Below are 17,220 nucleotides of genomic sequence, written 5' to 3' on the forward strand. Positions count from 1 at the left end.
TTACTACTGGCCCACATCCTTCTGTAACCTGGTAACCAATTTCGTTTTGCGTAAAGTTGAATAAAGCGGGCACACTTGTCCGTTTAAAATATTTGTATCTTTTTTATTGAGTTGGCTAACCTAAACAGCAGCAATCAGTATAAACGCTAAAGCATACACGTATTTATGCTTAGTTTATAATTGTAAGTCTGTTGGTAGAGGCGTATGAAAAACACATTTGGCATTCCCATTATTCCTTGTAACGATCGGGAAAGAGTAAAAAAACTCCACGAATACAACATTTTGGATACCCATTCCGAAGGTTCTTTTAAGCATATTACTTCTTTAGCGGCCCATATTTTTAAAGTACCCATTGCTTTAATCTCTTTCGTGGATTCTGAAAGGGTTTGGTTTAAGGCGAATGAGGGTATGGAAGAAGTAACAGAAATAGACCGCGGCATTAGTTTGTGTTCACTGTCTATTTTAAACGATGACCTCACCGTATTTACGGATACTTTAGAAGAACCCTGCCTTTTAGCTAACCCGTTAGTTGCCGGTAGCTTTGGGCTACGATTTTATGCCGCCGCTCCCTTACAAACCGCCGATGGCTACAATCTGGGCTCCGTGTGCATTGTAGATAAAGAGCCCCGAAAGTTTACTTATGCCGATCAGGATATGCTCACCCACCTGGCCGAATTAGTAATGAAAGAACTGGAGTTGTGGAAAGAAAATCATAAAGTCTGCAACTATGAAATCAAAAACAGAAACCGGTTTTCGTTCGAGTAAGTTAATAAAGTAAGCAGTACTCAAGTTAACGTTAAAACTAGCTTTCTGCTGTTTTTACTGATCCGGAAAGTTATAGTAGGTAATCTCCCTTACTTCCAACAATTTGTTCTTCTTTTCTGCCGATTAGTTCCTTTCAGGATGACTAAAGTGGAAGAAGTATGTATTACTTGATTACAGTTCCCGCAGGTTTTCGACATTCCTGTTTTCAATACCTACCGGATTAACTTCTTTTTAATATACTCTTATGGTAATTTGTAAATACTACCTGGTATAAATAGGATCAGAATTTACTAAAAAGCCGGATAAAATTACTTTTCGCCGGCTTTTTCAGGTAGTACTATTTACTTTGCCAGAAGCAGTCTTTGCTGATAACGTTTACCGGGGGTTTGCAATTGCAAAAGATATATACCTGCAGCTTTATGGCTGGCTTGCCATTCTAATGGATATGTTTGATTGGCTTGCGCTTCGCCCTGGAATAAAGTAGCTCTTTCTATACCTTGCAAGTCGTATATTTTAACTGAAGCAACTTGGGTTACGGGTAAAGAAAAACTTACCTGTACGTTATTAAAAAAAGGATTAGGAAACACCTTTAAGGGGTTCTTATCCGTTGCTTTTTCTTCTCTCTGGGTTGCCTCTATTGCTGCTTCTTGCGGCAGGGTGGCAGAGGTGCAATTAATCGGATTAGAAACAAGGCCTCCTGGATTTACAACCTGTTTACAAAGATTTAACCGAAGCACCTCCCAATCATTGTAATTAGTATAACTAAAATCATTTATACCGTCAGCTTTGGGGCGAAAGACTACGTTCAATTTGTTTTCTTCACTTCCTATTGTGGAAACAGCCCGTAGATTAGTGTCTTGCCCGCGATCAAAATATAAGCTCATCCCATAAGCATAAAACCAGGAATTGTCAAAATAAGAATCTAGTCCTATTTTTTCCTCTTTTGTATAAGTGCTATCCGGATTAAGCGTGGTTTTTACATACGACATTTTCATTCTGACTTGTCCGTTGAAAACAGCACCTGGCTGGGATTGTTTAATGTATACCATATATACTCTTCCTGGAGTTTCTGAACTGCCCCGGTAAGGAACATAGGCCATGGAAGGTTTGCTATGAATAGGTCCAACCCGCCCACCTTCTATTACATTGGTTAATTCCCATAAGTTGGTAGCAGGATTGTAATACCACAAGTCAAGTTTGGCATCAGCAGCCGGAACGAGGGCATACAAGCTTTTTACCCCCGGCTTCCAGGGTAGATACGTTTGAATAATAGCCGGGAAGGCCCACTGGCTGGTAGATTTTACCGGAGTATTTGCAGCTGAATAAGCAATCCGATCTCCTTGCCACCTACCATTCACCCATTTGTTAAAATGAATGAGTAAATCGGTACCCTTATATACCAGGTAGGTACTGGTGCGGGTGTAAGAAATGGAGGGTTCCCCCTGCGCTGATCCGGGAATTTGCCTGGCACTAGTCCATACTTCCCTATTAAATATAACATCCAGTTGAAGCCGTTTTTCCATTATTTTTCCACTCCATTCAACGGACACTACCCTAAGACCATTTCCATCATTGGCTACATCTACGCCTACCGACAGCATTCCGGCATTTTTCTCGCTGCTCCAGGTACCGTTAGCACAGCCGGCCGTACCTGGCTCGGGGCAATTCCAGGTAGAAGTAGAATACTTGTATTTTAACGTTCCACCATTGGTATAAAACATATAGAGTCGGTTGCCCATCCTGGCCAAAATAGGCGTGGTAGTAGTTTGGGCACCGTTTATTATGGTTTTGTTATACCGGGTATATTCACAAGCTGCACCGGGCCGGTAATTAGCATACGCTCTTACTGTTTGCCCTTCGGGTTCAAATACCCCATTACGGTTCCAATCCACGTGACCATTGGTACGGTCTACCCAATATCTAAATATTTTTTCTAACACATCTAGGTATAACGTTTTACTGGGTGATACCGCCTTCCATTCTTTAAGAGAAGCATTATTCAAGGCGGGGGCTCCGTTACCATCCGAAAAGCCGGCTTTCGACTGACCATAAAAGGCATAGTTCATGTGGCTGGCATAATTAGGTTTGCAGTTAGGGTCAACATTTCCCGTAGCCCCATAAGGACCTGAATGGCCAAGCCCTAGAGTATGCCCATATTCATGCGCCGGGTTGAAATTATCCTGAAAATTAAAGGCACAGGCATAAGTGTTTCCGCAGCTTCCGCCCCCACTACTATAGCCCAGGGCATAACGAAAAATTCCTAATCTAGCTTCTCTCAGATTTGTTTTCCAGGCAACATTGGGATCCAAGCCAATGTAATCGGATCCGGAAACAATAGCATTTACAGCATTAAACCCTCCCCAATTGCCATAGATTGTGGCATCAGCGGGCGAAGCAGGTTCCAGGCCAATATCTAAGTGGGCGCTAATACCCGGTACCAGATCCGGGTTTTGCAAAATGGTTGCGTGATACAATTTTAATAAAGGAGATACCGTAAATGAGTCGGCATATATAGCAGCAAACTGCCGGGCAGAAGCAGGGCTCATTTTTAGGTTAACGTTGCCGGTATTTTCCTCGCTAGTTCGGCGCATGAAATCTACCTCTATAAAAAGATCCTTATGCCTGGGATTGGCTCCCCACTTAGGAAGAGGTTGAGTGGGAGTAATGTCGGAACGGCCAAGAACTTCCCAACCATCCGATATGCCATCACCATCTGTATCTCTCGGATCAGCTACCAGGCGGCAGTCAAAACCTTTGGCAAATCCGCTCCGGAAAGAACAGCTCCCAAGTTCTGTTTCTAACTCCGTTCCTAAACCATCCTGGTCCGGGTCATGCCACAAGATAGCCGCATCGTTCCGAATCAAACGAAGCATTCCTCCAACTCCAGTGGAACCCACTATAATCTTATTTGTATTTGGGGTAGTTGTTAATTTAAGAATAGCAGCGTTTCCGGCCGCCGTATTCGCGCCGCGAGCTACAATATTAACTTCATTTACATTTAATAAATAAATACGGTGGCTACCGTTATCGCCCCGTGGCAATTTTACCGTTTGAATCGATTCTTTATTTCGCAGGTTTGCCAGAATTAATAGGCGTCCGCCAAATGCAACATTAGTTTGAAACTGGGCATTATTTTTATAAATATCTGCGGTGCCACTTCTCGCAGTGGAACGAGCCCTGACAATCAATGTATAATACCCAGATGCCGGGGGAGTATAAGTGATTCTGGCGGCAAAGCCACCGGCGCCGTTATCATTTGCCGCCACTTCTACTCCTCGGGGAGAGATAAGATTTAGCACCGGATCGCATTGCTGGGAAAGGTTTCTTGTTTCAAATTGTACCTTATTCCCTGCTGTCAGGTAAACATACCTTTCAAAGATGGCATTAACCATAACATCGCGTTGCATTTGGGCTTGCAAGGATGCAGCGGAGGAAAGAACAATAGTGGCTGTACAGACCAAAATGTAAAGCACATTTTTACGGAGTAATTGCTTATTCATATCTTCTTCTTTTTTAAATTAATCCGATACAAAATATACCCGGCAAGTATTATAACCTTTGTGCTTACTAAAATTGCTTTATTGCCGGTATTTAAATGATTCTAATTCGTGCAGTACGCCTCGCCTGTAAGAAAAAAATTAGAATTAAACTAAGCTAGAGAAGGAATTTTCAGGAGAAGAATATCTATCTCATGGTATTAATTTACAAAGGGTAAACTTTTATTATTTGTTGTTAAAGTTACCTTATAAAAAAAGATGCCTTAATGTAGTTTAACAACTACCGGAGAAGAGTAAGTAGCTACCCAATTTAGATGAATAAGTATTTAAAACAGAAAAGTATATCTATTTTAAATACCTATTTAGTATAGGGTACTTTATATGATCGATTCGGGAAAATAAGGTGACTAAATCTACTATTTAGGTCACTTCAGGAAAGTATTTGAAAGATAGGAAAATTTAAATTCTGATCCAAGAGTTTCTATCCTTCTCTGGATCAGAATTATACGTTAAAATAATTTTATTAATTTTTTCTTAGCTTTCCGTTCTTATAAGAATTTCTTTATTCTGTAACCTATCCATTTAGGTGTATTAATTTGTATAAGCGGGAAGATGAAAGTGAAAAAATTTACTAAATCAAGAGTTAAATATTTAAATCGGCTTTATCTACAATGGCTCTTACCTGCTTATCCAATTCAGCAGCACTCACCTGCAGCATACCTACTATTTGTTTGGTTTCCTCGTCTTGATGATCTATTTGTTCTAGAAAAGTAATAAGAGCCAGAATGTTGGCTAAAGGAGCCCGGACTAAATGCGCCTGACTAAAAGATACTTCTTGTAAAACTTTTGCTTTTAATTGCTTTTCTTCTTCGGCCTTGGTTCTTTTAAGCAGCAGCTCATTTTCGTATTTCTTCCGGTCTTCTACCTTAAAAATAATGGCATTTATAATTTCGCCTCCCCCTTCTTTTTTATTAACTACCACTCCGTTAAATAAACAAGAGAAAACGCCTTGAGAAGTTTGAATATTTAAATTAATCTCTTTTGCTTCCTGGTGCATTTTTAAGATAGGCTGAACAAAAAGCTCGTAATACATTACACCGGCTTTATCTAAGAGGTGTGTAAACTTTTTATCTAGTATTTCTTCTTTACTGATACCCAGCCAATTTAACAAAGTTTGATTTGCCTGATTGATGGGGCCATTAATCTCAAAAGTTAGTATACCGCAGGGAGCCGTGTTATATAAAAAGGTATAATCTGTAAGATTTTCTGGATGTTCTTTTTCCATCAGCGGTATTATTGTTCGATTTGGATATAAGCGTTAATTGCCTTAATGGTTTCTTCCGGGGCGCTTAAATGCGGACAATGACCAGTGGCTTCTAAAATTTGTAAAGTATTTCCTTTGGCTTTCTCTTTTATGTAATAACCTACTTCTAAAGGAGCTAAAATATCGTTCGAGCATTGCAGGGTCAGGCTTTCAGTTTGAAGATTTTCCAGATCTGCCCGAGTATCCGAAAGAAAAGTAACCCGGGCAAATTCCTTTGCAATATCTGGGTCGGTTGCACAAAAATTGGCTACCAGTTCTTCGCCTAATTCAGGTCGGTCTTCATTTGCCATTACCTGAGGCCCCAACAAGCTCGACCAGCCCAGGTAATTACTATCCATTAACTCTAATAAATTATGTAAATCTTCTTTTTCCATGCCGCCTATATATTCCGCTTCGTTTATGTAATACGGCGATGGAGCCACAAAAATTAATTTACTAAAATAAGCTGGCTGCATAATAGCGGCTTTTACCCCTATCATACTGCTCACCGAATGCCCGATAAAAATTATACTGGTAATATGCAATGCCTCCAGAATTTCTAAAACATCCTGAGCATACCCTTCTAAAGAACTGTAGCGGTCAGAATCATACGCACTCAAGTCCGATTGACCTGCCCCCACAAAATCAAAAAGAATTAATTTATATTTTGATCGATAAGCCGCAACAAAATGACGCCATACATTTTGGCTACATCCGAAACCATGAGCAAGCACAATAGATTGGTTTGCATTGCCTACTACGCGAACATTGTTTCTTTTAATAACATCTACCATCCAGCACAAAAAATTTAAAAACAACTAAGCTTTGTTATACGCACTATTTCCTATCTTAATCCGGTAACTATTTTAAACTTGTTAAACATAGCCCAAATTCAATAGAACAATATTACTTGTAAATAGTTAGTTGAATTTAAACTTAGAGCTAAAAGATAATTAGTCTTAGTTGTAGTATAAAATTATCCAAATTTTATCATTGAAATTATACTAATCTCTGCTGCAAAATATATGATAGCATTTTAGATAAATCTAAGAATGAATTAGTAACGCAGGAAGCAAACCAGCTTATAAATATATCTGCTTAACTCGTTAAAATAGCGTTATGGTAAAGAAAGCAGCCATTCCCGGGCAGAAGGTTCATCATCAAACATTTTAATTTCCCAGGTATTACTACAGTTGGTGAAACGACATTTGCCCGTATACTCCTGGCGCCAGTACCTGGGCCATGTAACGCAGTCCTAAGGCTTGTATTTTAGGAGTCCAAGTTTGTACAATCCAATCGTTAGCAACCGTCCAGGGGCTAATTAATTCGGCGTGGCTATTTAAGAGTTTAGAGCAAGGTTGCTTCTGCAGCATTTCTATGTAATAATTACCGCCTTGCTTTACCGTATCTAAGGTTTGTATCCCAATCCATTGCGCCAGAACATAGGAGTTATCCGGCATTCGTTCGGCAATTAAAAATACGTCGCCGTTTGCTTTCTTTAATTCTACCTTTCCCACAAATTCAATTTAGTAAAGTAATTATTTATCATTTTCAGATTGATTAAGCTAACCTCTATTTTGATGAACTTGTCTTTTAGTTTCAGATTGGTTTACCTGCAATCAAGAATGTTGTTTCATGAAATCTCTTGCTTTCCTCATCTTAAAAATACTTTATAGTAAATAATTATATAACAGGTTTAATCCTGTAGGGTTAATAAAAGTAAATAAGGGAGTGCCTGGTTTAGAATATGTTTTATATAGTAAAATCTTAAGTGGTTTTACGAGCGCATTTGACTTACTTAAAAACCCACTGGCTATAACAAGTAATTGCGCTGTTATGCTAAATAAAACCTGGTTTATTTCCGTATTAATAGCTAACTAATTCCGTATTTATTTAATCTGGTGGGCATATTACTTGCAGCACAGCACTTTAAAAATATTTTTATTCGACTTGTGCCATGTCCATCAGATTAATAGATTGGATTTTCCAGAATTTAGACTTCAAAAGCTTAGATAGAAGCGCAGTTTTAAATCATCTGATTTACTTAAATGAAATAACGCAGCAGGAAACTTCTTTGGACAGAATAGTGAAATATTATTCCTACAAAATAAGCCTGGAAAACAGACTGGTACAATTAGATAAAGAACTAGTAGATTCTATTAAAATTTCACCAGAATCAAAATCTACGCTTCAGCAATCAGCATTAAAAAGAATGGTAGTTGGGTAGTAATATTGTTAAAATCAGAACCTTAAGATTATACCCAATCGCCTGAACCTGCTAACTTAATCAAGAGACACGAACTTCAACTGCTTTTGAAAGCAAGATTGTTCGAAACAGGAGTTGGAATGGAAAGGAATACTAGTGATTCCTTCGACCAAGAAACTACAGTATAATGTTGCTCCGGCAATTGCAGTGAACCGGTTAAATCCTTGCAGGATGACAGACAAAAGAAGCGGACGTCTGATGGCCTAAGTCGGGTTCTAGGGGCGGGAGAAGCTTGTTTTGGAAACTTAGCGGGTTTACTTAATATTATGGAAAGTAGTAATGATTTTAGGATATAATTGCGAATTAAAAATAAGAAAGTTACCGCCCAGAAATAGCAAATCCCCGAACGCAGCCTAGTTTGTCTGTGTTCGGGGTTCTGTTTTACTCTAAAGTTTTCTGGTGGCGAAAGCTTTAAGCTCCTGCGTGGTCGTAATCTACTCTTGGATGCGCTTTTTGCAGTTCTTCTAATTGCTTTTTACCGTAGGCAAACCTGGTAATTACGATAAATAATACCGGAACCATAAAAAGTGCCAAGAAGGTAGCCGAAAGCATCCCCCCTACTACTGTCCAGCCAATGGTTTGCCGGGCTACCGCTCCTGCCCCCGACGAGAACGCCAAAGGCAATACCCCTAGAATAAAGGCCAGGGAAGTCATAATAATTGGCCGTAAGCGAAGTTTAACGGCATCGATGGTAGCAGCGAGTATTTCCATACCGTGGTCTACCCTTTCTTTGGCGAACTCCACAATCAGAATCGCATTTTTCGCCGCCAGACCAATTAAGGTAATCAAACCAATCTGCGCGTAGATATTATTAGATAACTTGGGTAGAAACGTTAAAGCCAAAATGGCCCCGAATGCTCCTAATGGTACGGCCAATAAAACCGAAAACGGCACCGACCAACTTTCGTAAAGAGCCGCCATTAACAGAAACACCAAGGTAATAGATAAAGCAAAAATGTAAATAGTAGTATTACCCGACGATAGCTCTTCGCGGCTTAACCCGGAAAATTCGTAGCCATAACCAGCTGGCAGCACTTTAGCCGCTACTTCTTCCAGAGCCTGAATGGCCTGACCACTACTATAGCCCGGAGCCGGGTTACCATTTATTTCGGTTGACCGGAACAAATTAAAATGGGTTACTACCGGCGCACTTTCCGTTACCTGGTGCGAAACCAGTGCACTTAGCGGCACCGATTGTCCCTGGCGGTTTAATACGTAATACTGGCTTAAATCGCTGATATCGTCGCGGAAGGCAGTATCGGCCTGGGCTACTACCCGGAAGTTACGACCGTACATAGTAAAATCGTTAATGTACTGGCTACCCATATACGTAGACATGGTAGAAAAAACATCTGCCAGGGAAACACCCATTTTTTTCACTTTTTCGCGGTCCACCTGGAGTTGGTAGCCCGGAGCCCGGGCGGTAAAGAACGAAAAGGCACCAGTTATTTCGGGACGCTTCCGCACTTCCGCCAAAAAGTTATTTACTACTCCTTCAAACGCTTTTATATCGTCGGTGCTTTCGCGTTGCTGCAAAATAAAGCTAAAACCACCCGTACGACCTAAGCCGGGAACCGCTGGAGGAGGCACTACTACAATATTCGCATCTTTAACGGTAGCAAACTTTTGCTGCAAGCTGCCGATAATAGCAAAAAGCTGTTGAGCGGCATCTTTCCGATCGGCCCAAGGCTTCAACTGCACGAAAATAGTACCGCTGTTCGATTTGATAGAGAAGTTTAAAACGTTTAATCCGGCAATGGCTGAGTAGTTGCTAACTCCCGGAGTAGTTCTTAAATGTTCGGATATCTCTTTTAAAACGGCAATAGTCCGATTACTGGAAGCTGCCTGGGGCAATTCGAAGGTTACAAATAAACGACCTTCATCCTCAGTAGGAATAAAGCCGGTTGGTTTGGCCCGGAACAAGCCAAAAGTGCCGGCATAAATACAGGCCAACAAAATTAAAACCAAAGGAGCCGCCTTTATGCTTTTCCGAACGCCATTAGAATACGCGTGCGTAACCCGGGCAAACCAACGGTTAAATTTATAAAAGAGCTTATTTATACCGCGTGAATTCCTGTTCAGGTTCATAGGCCGCAACATTAAGGAACACAGGGCCGGGGTTAAAGTAAGGGCCACAAAAGCCGAAATAAGCACCGAAATAGCAATGGTAATGGCAAACTGCTGGTACAAACGGCCTACAATACCCGGAATAAAGCCTACCGGAATAAATACTGCGGCCAATACCAAGGCAATGGCAATAACCGGAGCCGTAATATCTTTCATGGCTTTACGGGTAGCTTCCTTTGCCGAAAGTCGCTCGTGGTCGATGTAATGCTGCACGGCCTCTACTACCACAATGGCATCATCTACTACAATACCAATGGCTAACACGAAACCAAATAAAGTAAGCGTATTAATAGTAAACCCGAGCGGGATAAAGAAAATAAACGTACCAATAATAGAAACCGGAATAGCGAGGATAGGTATCAGAGTAGCCCGCCAGTTTTGCAGGAAAATAAATACCACTAAAATTACCAGCACCAAAGCTTCTATCAAAGTATGAATTACTTCTTCAATAGAAACTTGTACTACCGAAACTGTCTCGAACGATACTTTATAATCCATATCGGCCGGAAACGTTTTTTTCAGGTTTGCCAGAGCTGCATAAACACCTTCGGCGGTATCCAAGGCATTACTGCCCGGCGATTGATAAATTAGTAAAAATGTAGCTGGTTTGCCATTAATAAACGCTTGACGGGTATACCCGAAACTACCTAATTCTAAACGGGCAACATCGCGCAAATAAACAACCGATCCATCTTCGGGTCGGGTACGCACTACAATATTTTCGAACTGTTCCTGGCCCGTTAAGCGGCCGTTTACTGTTAAAGGATATTCGAAAGCCTGAGTTGAAAATTGCGGGGCTCCACCCACTGAACCAGCCGCCACCTGTACGTTTTGTTCCCGTAAAGCCGCCGCTACCTCGGTAGGGGCTATTCCCAACTGCGAAAGCTTATCGGGTTGTAACCAAACCCGCATACTAAACTCTTCGCCTACGGTATTAATATCCCCTACGCCTTTTACCCGCAAAATAGCATCGCGAATGTAAATGTTGGTGTAGTTATCCAGGAATTTAATATCGTGCGTACCGTTGGGTGAGTAAAAAGTTACTACCATCATGATAGTAGGGTTCCGCTTCCGGACAGTTAAACCTAAACGGCGTACTTCTTCCGGTAACCGTGGTTCAGCAATACTGGCCCGGTTCTGTACATCCAGGGTAGCAATGTCTACATCGGTGCCTACTTCAAAGTTTACATCCATGGACATTTGCCCGGTGCTGGTACTGTTAGAGGACAAGTAAGTCATGCCCGGGGTACCATTTACCTGGGTTTCCACGGGAGTAGTAACGGTTTGTTCTACTGTTTGGGCATCGGCCCCCGTATAGTTGCCCTGGATGGAAACTACCGGCGGCGAGATATTAGGATATTGGCTGATGGGCAAATTTAATATGGCCAACGTACCTACCAGAACTATCACAATTGAAATTACAATTGCCGTAACCGGCCTTCTTATAAATACTTCTGAAATCATTTTTTATCTAAATAAAATGAGTACTCTTTAAATGATTGGGTAAATGAGTGCGTTTTGGAATGATTGAATAATAAAATTTACTTAATAAATGGAAGGGCTTACCTTTTACTAAATCAAGGTCTTAATTTGTTATTTCAAATTATTCACTCACCCACTTATTCAAACATTCAAAACTTTCAAACTCTATTTACCAGTAGCAGGTCCGGCTGAAGCAGTTGGGGGACCTAAGGTAATTTTAGCACCCGGCCGCAGTTTTTGCGTTCCTTCTACCACTATTTTATCTCCCGCTTTTAAACCTTCGCGTATTACTATCTTATCGGCCACTTTGCTGCCTAAAGAAACTTTATTCTGAACAACTGAATCGCCTTGTATAACATAAGTATAGAATTCGCCCATCTGCTCGGTAATGGCTTTATTTGGAATAACCAATTGTTCTCCAATATCTGCGTTCCGTACTCGTAAAACAGCAATCATGCCCGGAATTAACTGGCGATCTTTATTAGGAAAGCCTATCCGCACGGTAATGGTACCTGTTTGCGGGTTAATAGCACGGTCAATAGCTTGAATTTTACCCGGATAAGGATAAACGCTACCATCCGTAAACTGAAGGGTAAAAGTAGAATCAGAAGTTGATTTACTTCTTAAACGAACAAAGCGGGGCACTTCGCTTTCGTTAATTACAATATCCACAGCAATGGGGTTATCCGCTGAAATAGTATTAATAAGCGTTGTTCCCGGCGAAACCTGCGAACCCACTTTAACCTGGGCAATGCCAATCCGGCCACTCATAGGAGCTATAATAGTTGAATACCGCAAATTAGTAGATGCTCCGGAAACTCCCGCCTGTGCCGCCGCTACCTGCGCCTCGGCTGTACCTAGTTCGGCCCGCGCGTAATCCACCCGTTGCCGGGCCACCGCATCTTGCTTCGCTAAGTTCTCGTAACGTTCTGCATCTTGCCGGGCTCTTTCCAGGTTAGCCTGGGCACTTCGTAAATTAGCCTGCGCCTGATTATACGTAGCCTGGTACTGCGTACGGTCAATTTCGTACAGTTTTTGCCCTTTCGTTACCATTTGTCCGTCTTGCACATACATGTTTGTTATATAACCTGCAACCTGCGGCCGAAGCTCTACTTCGTTTAAAGCTACTACAGTTCCCGGATAGGTATCGGTACCTACTACGTTTTCCTGCGCCACGGTATAGGCATTAACGGGTACCGGGGCATCCAAAGGATTAGGCTGACCCGCATTCTGTGATTTGTTACATGCTGACAAACTAATCGAAACTACAACGACAGTTGCCAATGAAATGAATTTACTATGCATGATAAAGTTTTGAATTTTTGCTTGAGAATTAATTCACGTTAATGGTTCCCTGGGCGCGCTGCAGGTCTAATTTACTGGCCAATAAACGGTAAAGCGCATTAAAATAATTGAGCTGGGTAGTGCGCAAATCGGTTTCGGCGGTAATTACTTCCAGGTAAGTTTTAATGCCTTCGTTGTACTGTAACTTTATAATCCGATACACATCTTCCGCTACGGCTACGTTACTTTTAGTAGTATTCCACTCGTTCAGGTCACTTTTATAATTGGCTAAAGCTTCCTGGTATTCAGTATTAATTATGTTTTTAGTATTAGCAATATCTACATCTAGGCGCTGGTTTAATAACTGGGCCCGGCGCAGGTTTTGCACGCGGCGGGTACCCTGAAATATAGGCAGCCCCACACTTAAGCCGGCTAAGGAATTGGGAAAAGTCTGGCTAAACACTTCCGAAAACTCGTTATTTTGATTTACTATATTGTAGTTTACAAAAGCCGAAACAGTAGGTAAAAAGCCCCAGCGGTAATAAGTAACATTCAGGTTCTGCAGTTGCTTTTGAGTTTGAAGCTGCTGAAATTCAATGCGGTTGGCAAAAGTTAAGGTCTCAGTTGTATCTACCACAATATTCTGCTCCATCTTATTGCGCTCAAACGCTAATTGTAAATTAGTTTCGGGCTGGTAACCTAATAATTCTTTCAGGAAAGCAACTTTAAATTTAATAGATTCCTGGGTCCTTTTACGGTCGCTGCGCGTATTACTCAGCGATATACTGGCCCGCTGGTAATCTGTTTTATCTACAATACCATTCTCGTATTGCGCCAAAGCATCTTTTTGCTGTTTTTCCTGCCGGGTAATGGCTTCATCCAGAATACGTAGTTGTTCCTGGGTAAGCAGTATGTCGTAAAAAGCTTTACTTACATTTACTACCGTTCTTATTTTAACATTTTGCGTGTTTTGATCATCCTGTAAACGAACAAACCGGGCTGCCCGCGAAGCTAAAAGGACATCGTTGCTATAAAGGGTTTGATTCGCCTGAAATTGCAAAGTAGAGGTGTTTGCTACACCAATAGTACGGGGGGTGGGTACGCCTGCATCGTTCGGGAAAAAAGTAACCGGCATTTTTAAATAATGCTGAAAATTATACTGTGCGTTTAATTGCGGCATCCAACCGGCCAAACCAATATTTATTTCCCGCTCTCCAATTTCTTCATCAATACGGGCCTGCTGCACCGCCGGCTGATGTTTAAGGGCATACTCAATGCATTGCTCCAGCGTAAGTCCAGTAGTTGGGCTTTCTGTTTTTACCTGCGCAAATAAATTTAATGGAGCCAATAAGCATCCCAGTGCCACCTGAAATGCCCATCTTTTTATTTTTTTCATAAAGCTTTTACTGAATTAAGTAGTCTTTTAGCATAGTTTAAAATATTTCATAAGCCCGCGTGGCTTAGTAGATCCTAGAATTTTGTTTATTCAATTACCTTATCACCATTCCGTCCCAAACCATATCTATAATTTGTTTAAGTTCTTCGTCGCCGACCGGCAAATAATTATTGAGCTTTACCTTGGCTGCCTTTATAATGCTGCTGTGTACCATAATTCCCATTAATTTGTAATTCATTGATTTCAGAATACCGGTTTCAATACCCGTTTTCACAAAATGGGTAATAATATTCTGACAACGATCGTTTTCGGGTTGCGGACATTGCTTATAATAAGGTGAGTTCACAAACTGCTCAATGAAATACAAAGCCTCTGGGTGCTGGGTGTAAAATTGCCATTGACGGGTCCAGTAAGCAATAAACCGATCTTTAAAGTTTAGATTCTCATTGTCGCCTTCCAGAATGGCAGTTGCCATAATCTCCCGGATGTACGCGTGTAATTCTAGAATAAGTGCATCTTTCGAATCGAAATAGTGGTAGATAGTACCGGCTGCAACTCCCGAGCTTTTAATAAGCATACTCATGGTAGTACCATGAAATCCATTCGCTCGGACCAAGGTCAAAGTAGTGTCAAAAATTATCTTTTTTTTCTCGGTAATCTGCTCCACCTGCTAATTTCTCCCTGCTATTACCGAACGAACGTTCATTCGGTCGGGCAAAACTAACAGGAGTTTTAACTTTTACCTAATTTTATTTGTTATTTTTTAGCATAACTCCTAAAACCTTAATAAACTTTCAAAAACTACTTTAATGTTTTTAGTGGTAGGCGCTTTGTGATATTCTGTTTAAACAAATGAATAACTATTTAGTTTTCTGCTTATTCTGTTACGAATACAGGCTAAATCCTATTTAGTAAATTTTATAAACTGTTTCATTAAATAGAGTAGAAAATCTTTCTGATCAGGATTTCTCGTTTTATACTCAGTGAAGTAATATTTAGTTTAACGCTTAGCGTAAATACACGAACCTATTACGTATAATTAAACATCATTCTTAAATTTTTTACATGTCTTTTTGGACCCGAATTAAATATTTTATCCGTTTACCTGGTGCTAAACCCACCGATAAAACACCGATTACTTTGAAAGAGCGTTTTACCGCCCTTAAAAATATTCCGGCTTTTTTAAAATTAATCTGGCAAACTGATCCTTCTTTAGCCGCCAGCAACATATTTCTCCGGCTTATCCGTTCGGCTATTCCGCTGGCTACTTTATACATTGCTAAGTTAATTATCGACGAAGTAGTACGTATGGCGCAATCGCCGGACGAAAAAAACACCTCATATCTTCTTACGCTGGTAGCGCTGGAGTTTGGCTTAGCTATTGTTTCAGATGTTTTAAACCGGGGTACGGCTTTACTCGATAGCCTTTTAGGTGATTTATTTGCGAATCAAACCTCCGTGGATTTAATGAAACACGCTGCTACCTTGGATATGGTGCAGTTTGAAGATTCCGTTTTTTACGACAAACTGGAACGGGCTCGTCGACAGACTTTAAGCCGGACTATTTTAATGTCGCAGGTATTAGGCCAGATGCAGGATATTATAACCATGGTTTTTTTGGCCGTTGGGTTAATTGCTTTTAATCCTTGGCTAATTTTATTATTAATTGTTGCCGTTATTCCCGCATTTTTAGGCGAATCGCATTTCAACGAACGAAGCTACTCCCTCGTGCATGGCTGGACTCCCGAACGCCGTGAACTCGACTACCTGCGTTTAACCGGAGCCAGCGACGACACGGCTAAAGAAATTAAAATTTTTGGCCTAGCCGACTTTCTTATCGACCGGTTCAAAGAATTATCCGATAAATTTTACCACGATAATAAGAAATTGGCTTTAAGACGAGCCGCCTGGGGTAGTATTTTTGCCACACTGGGCAGTGTTGGTTATTACGGCGCGTATTTATACATTATTTACCAAACTATTAGTGGGCAAATAAGCATTGGGCAATTAACCTTTCTATCGGGTTCATTTGCTCGTTTGCGCGGCTTACTCGAAGCTATTTTAAACCGGTTTTCCAGTATTGCGGAAGGCGCCTTATACCTCCAGGACTTTTTTGATTTCTTCCAATTAAAACCGCATATCAAAATAAATCCGCAAGCCCGGCCTTTTCCTAAACCTATCCGAGAGGGTTTTGTATTCGAAAATGTTGGGTTTAAATACGCGAACTCCCCCGATAAATGGGCTATCCGGCATTTAAATTTTACTCTTACTGCCGGCGAGAAACTAGCTTTGGTTGGTGAAAACGGAGCAGGCAAAACTACACTGGTAAAATTACTAGCTCGCCTTTACGACCCCACCGAAGGACGCATTCTGCTCGATGGCTATGACTTGCGGGATTATAATCCAGAAGATTTACGCAAAGAGATCGGTGTTATTTTTCAGGATTTTGTCCGGTTTCAAATGACAGCTTCGAATAATATTGCTGTGGGCCGCATTGATGAGAAAGAAAATCGAAGTCGTATTCAAACCTCTGCGACGCAAAGCTTGGCTGATACTGTTATTCAGAAATTACCTGATGGCTACGACCAGATGATCGGTCGGCGCTTTGCCAAGGGAGTAGAATTATCAGGAGGAGAATGGCAGAAAATGGCCTTGGGTAGGGCGTATATGCGCGATGCACAATTACTTATTCTGGATGAGCCTACTGCTGCCCTGGATGCCCGTGCCGAACACGAAGTCTTTCAGCGTTTTGCCGAATTAACGCATGGCAAAACCGCCGTTCTTATTTCTCACCGGTTCTCCACTGTACGCATGGCCGACCGCATTCTGGTTATAGAAAACGGTCAGTTTTTAGAAATTGGCTCGCACCTGGAGTTACTGGCTAAGGACGGCCGTTACGCCGAATTATTCCGCCTTCAAGCCAAAGGTTATCAATAGTAAGTTATAGGTTACAGGTAGCAATTTACTATTTTCAGGAGATTATAAAGTCGTGATTCTTCGCACCATTTTTAAGCTGATTATTTGCTCTTATTCTTTTTTTAGATACACCTTAAAAAAGCTTCGAAATGCTGAATAAATCATAGTGTAATAGACTAGGTAA

The 17,220-nt window shown here is 41.1% G+C and carries 11 protein-coding genes; 3 read left to right on the forward strand and 8 right to left on the reverse strand.

The features are described 5' to 3' along the window. Window positions 1–204: 204 nt before the first annotated feature. Window positions 205–765: a GAF domain-containing protein gene (locus tag HUW48_RS21360; RefSeq protein ID WP_182412859.1), complete on the forward strand. Its 561-nt coding sequence runs from the start codon at window positions 205–207 to the stop codon at window positions 763–765. 341 nt (window positions 766–1,106) lie between these two features. Here the strand turns inward: HUW48_RS21360 and HUW48_RS21365 are convergent, their stop codons facing one another. From HUW48_RS21365 to HUW48_RS21380, 4 genes are all read right to left on the reverse strand, one after another. Continuing rightward, window positions 1,107–4,265 carry a T9SS type A sorting domain-containing protein gene (locus HUW48_RS21365; protein WP_182412860.1) on the reverse strand — a complete coding sequence of 1,053 codons (3,159 nt, stop codon included), beginning with the start codon at window positions 4,263–4,265 and terminating at the stop codon, window positions 1,107–1,109. A gap of 640 nt (window positions 4,266–4,905) precedes the next feature. Beyond that, window positions 4,906–5,547, reverse strand: coding sequence for a PAS domain-containing protein (locus HUW48_RS21370; protein ID WP_182412861.1), 642 nt, complete (start codon window positions 5,545–5,547; stop codon window positions 4,906–4,908). 8 nt (window positions 5,548–5,555) lie between these two features. Next, complete coding sequence (locus tag HUW48_RS21375) at window positions 5,556–6,383, reverse strand: alpha/beta fold hydrolase (RefSeq protein ID WP_246343567.1); 828 nt, start codon at window positions 6,381–6,383, stop codon at window positions 5,556–5,558. Between the two features lie 369 nt (window positions 6,384–6,752). Then, window positions 6,753–7,082 carry a hypothetical protein gene (locus HUW48_RS21380; RefSeq protein WP_182412862.1) on the reverse strand — a complete coding sequence of 110 codons (330 nt, stop codon included), beginning with the start codon at window positions 7,080–7,082 and terminating at the stop codon, window positions 6,753–6,755. A 440-nt stretch (window positions 7,083–7,522) separates the two neighbouring features. Here HUW48_RS21380 and HUW48_RS21385 point away from each other — a divergent pair, with 440 nt between their 5' ends. Continuing rightward, window positions 7,523–7,792: a hypothetical protein gene (locus tag HUW48_RS21385; protein WP_182412863.1), complete on the forward strand. Its 270-nt coding sequence runs from the start codon at window positions 7,523–7,525 to the stop codon at window positions 7,790–7,792. Between the two features lie 450 nt (window positions 7,793–8,242). On the opposite strand, the gene HUW48_RS21390 is transcribed toward HUW48_RS21385, so the two are convergent. The 4 genes from HUW48_RS21390 to HUW48_RS21405 all read right to left on the reverse strand — a co-directional run bounded on the left by HUW48_RS21390 (window position 8,243) and on the right by HUW48_RS21405 (window position 14,787). Continuing rightward, window positions 8,243–11,422: an efflux RND transporter permease subunit gene (locus HUW48_RS21390; protein ID WP_182412864.1), complete on the reverse strand. Its 3,180-nt coding sequence runs from the start codon at window positions 11,420–11,422 to the stop codon at window positions 8,243–8,245. A 183-nt stretch (window positions 11,423–11,605) separates the two neighbouring features. After that, window positions 11,606–12,745: an efflux RND transporter periplasmic adaptor subunit gene (locus HUW48_RS21395; RefSeq protein ID WP_182412865.1), complete on the reverse strand. Its 1,140-nt coding sequence runs from the start codon at window positions 12,743–12,745 to the stop codon at window positions 11,606–11,608. A 28-nt stretch (window positions 12,746–12,773) separates the two neighbouring features. Further along, the gene (locus tag HUW48_RS21400; protein ID WP_182412866.1) at window positions 12,774–14,120 is read right to left on the reverse strand and encodes a TolC family protein; all 1,347 of its coding nucleotides are present in this window, start codon (window positions 14,118–14,120) and stop codon (window positions 12,774–12,776) included. A 94-nt stretch (window positions 14,121–14,214) separates the two neighbouring features. Continuing rightward, the gene (locus tag HUW48_RS21405; protein WP_262891465.1) at window positions 14,215–14,787 is read right to left on the reverse strand and encodes a TetR/AcrR family transcriptional regulator; all 573 of its coding nucleotides are present in this window, start codon (window positions 14,785–14,787) and stop codon (window positions 14,215–14,217) included. A gap of 398 nt (window positions 14,788–15,185) precedes the next feature. Between HUW48_RS21405 and HUW48_RS21410 the strand changes: the two genes are divergently transcribed. Next, complete coding sequence (locus HUW48_RS21410) at window positions 15,186–17,057, forward strand: ABC transporter ATP-binding protein (protein ID WP_182412868.1); 1,872 nt, start codon at window positions 15,186–15,188, stop codon at window positions 17,055–17,057. The last annotated feature ends 163 nt before the right edge of the window (window positions 17,058–17,220 follow it).

This window comes from Adhaeribacter radiodurans (genome assembly GCF_014075995.1).
GTDB classification, from domain to species: Bacteria; Bacteroidota; Bacteroidia; order Cytophagales; family Hymenobacteraceae; genus Adhaeribacter; species Adhaeribacter radiodurans.

Excerpts from the sequence above, each read along its gene's own strand:
- HUW48_RS21385 (WP_182412863.1), top strand. The coding sequence starts at position 7,523 with ATGTCCATCAGATTAATAGATTGGATTTTCCAGAATTTAGACTTCAAA.
- HUW48_RS21390 (WP_182412864.1), bottom strand. The coding sequence starts at position 11,422 with ATGATTTCAGAAGTATTTATAAGAAGGCCGGTTACGGCAATTGTAATT.
- HUW48_RS21410 (WP_182412868.1), top strand. The coding sequence starts at position 15,186 with ATGTCTTTTTGGACCCGAATTAAATATTTTATCCGTTTACCTGGTGCT.
- HUW48_RS21400 (WP_182412866.1), bottom strand. The coding sequence starts at position 14,120 with ATGAAAAAAATAAAAAGATGGGCATTTCAGGTGGCACTGGGATGCTTA.
- HUW48_RS21370 (WP_182412861.1), bottom strand. The coding sequence starts at position 5,547 with ATGGAAAAAGAACATCCAGAAAATCTTACAGATTATACCTTTTTATAT.
- HUW48_RS21395 (WP_182412865.1), bottom strand. The coding sequence starts at position 12,745 with ATGCATAGTAAATTCATTTCATTGGCAACTGTCGTTGTAGTTTCGATT.
- HUW48_RS21360 (WP_182412859.1), top strand. The coding sequence starts at position 205 with ATGAAAAACACATTTGGCATTCCCATTATTCCTTGTAACGATCGGGAA.
- HUW48_RS21365 (WP_182412860.1), bottom strand. The coding sequence starts at position 4,265 with ATGAATAAGCAATTACTCCGTAAAAATGTGCTTTACATTTTGGTCTGT.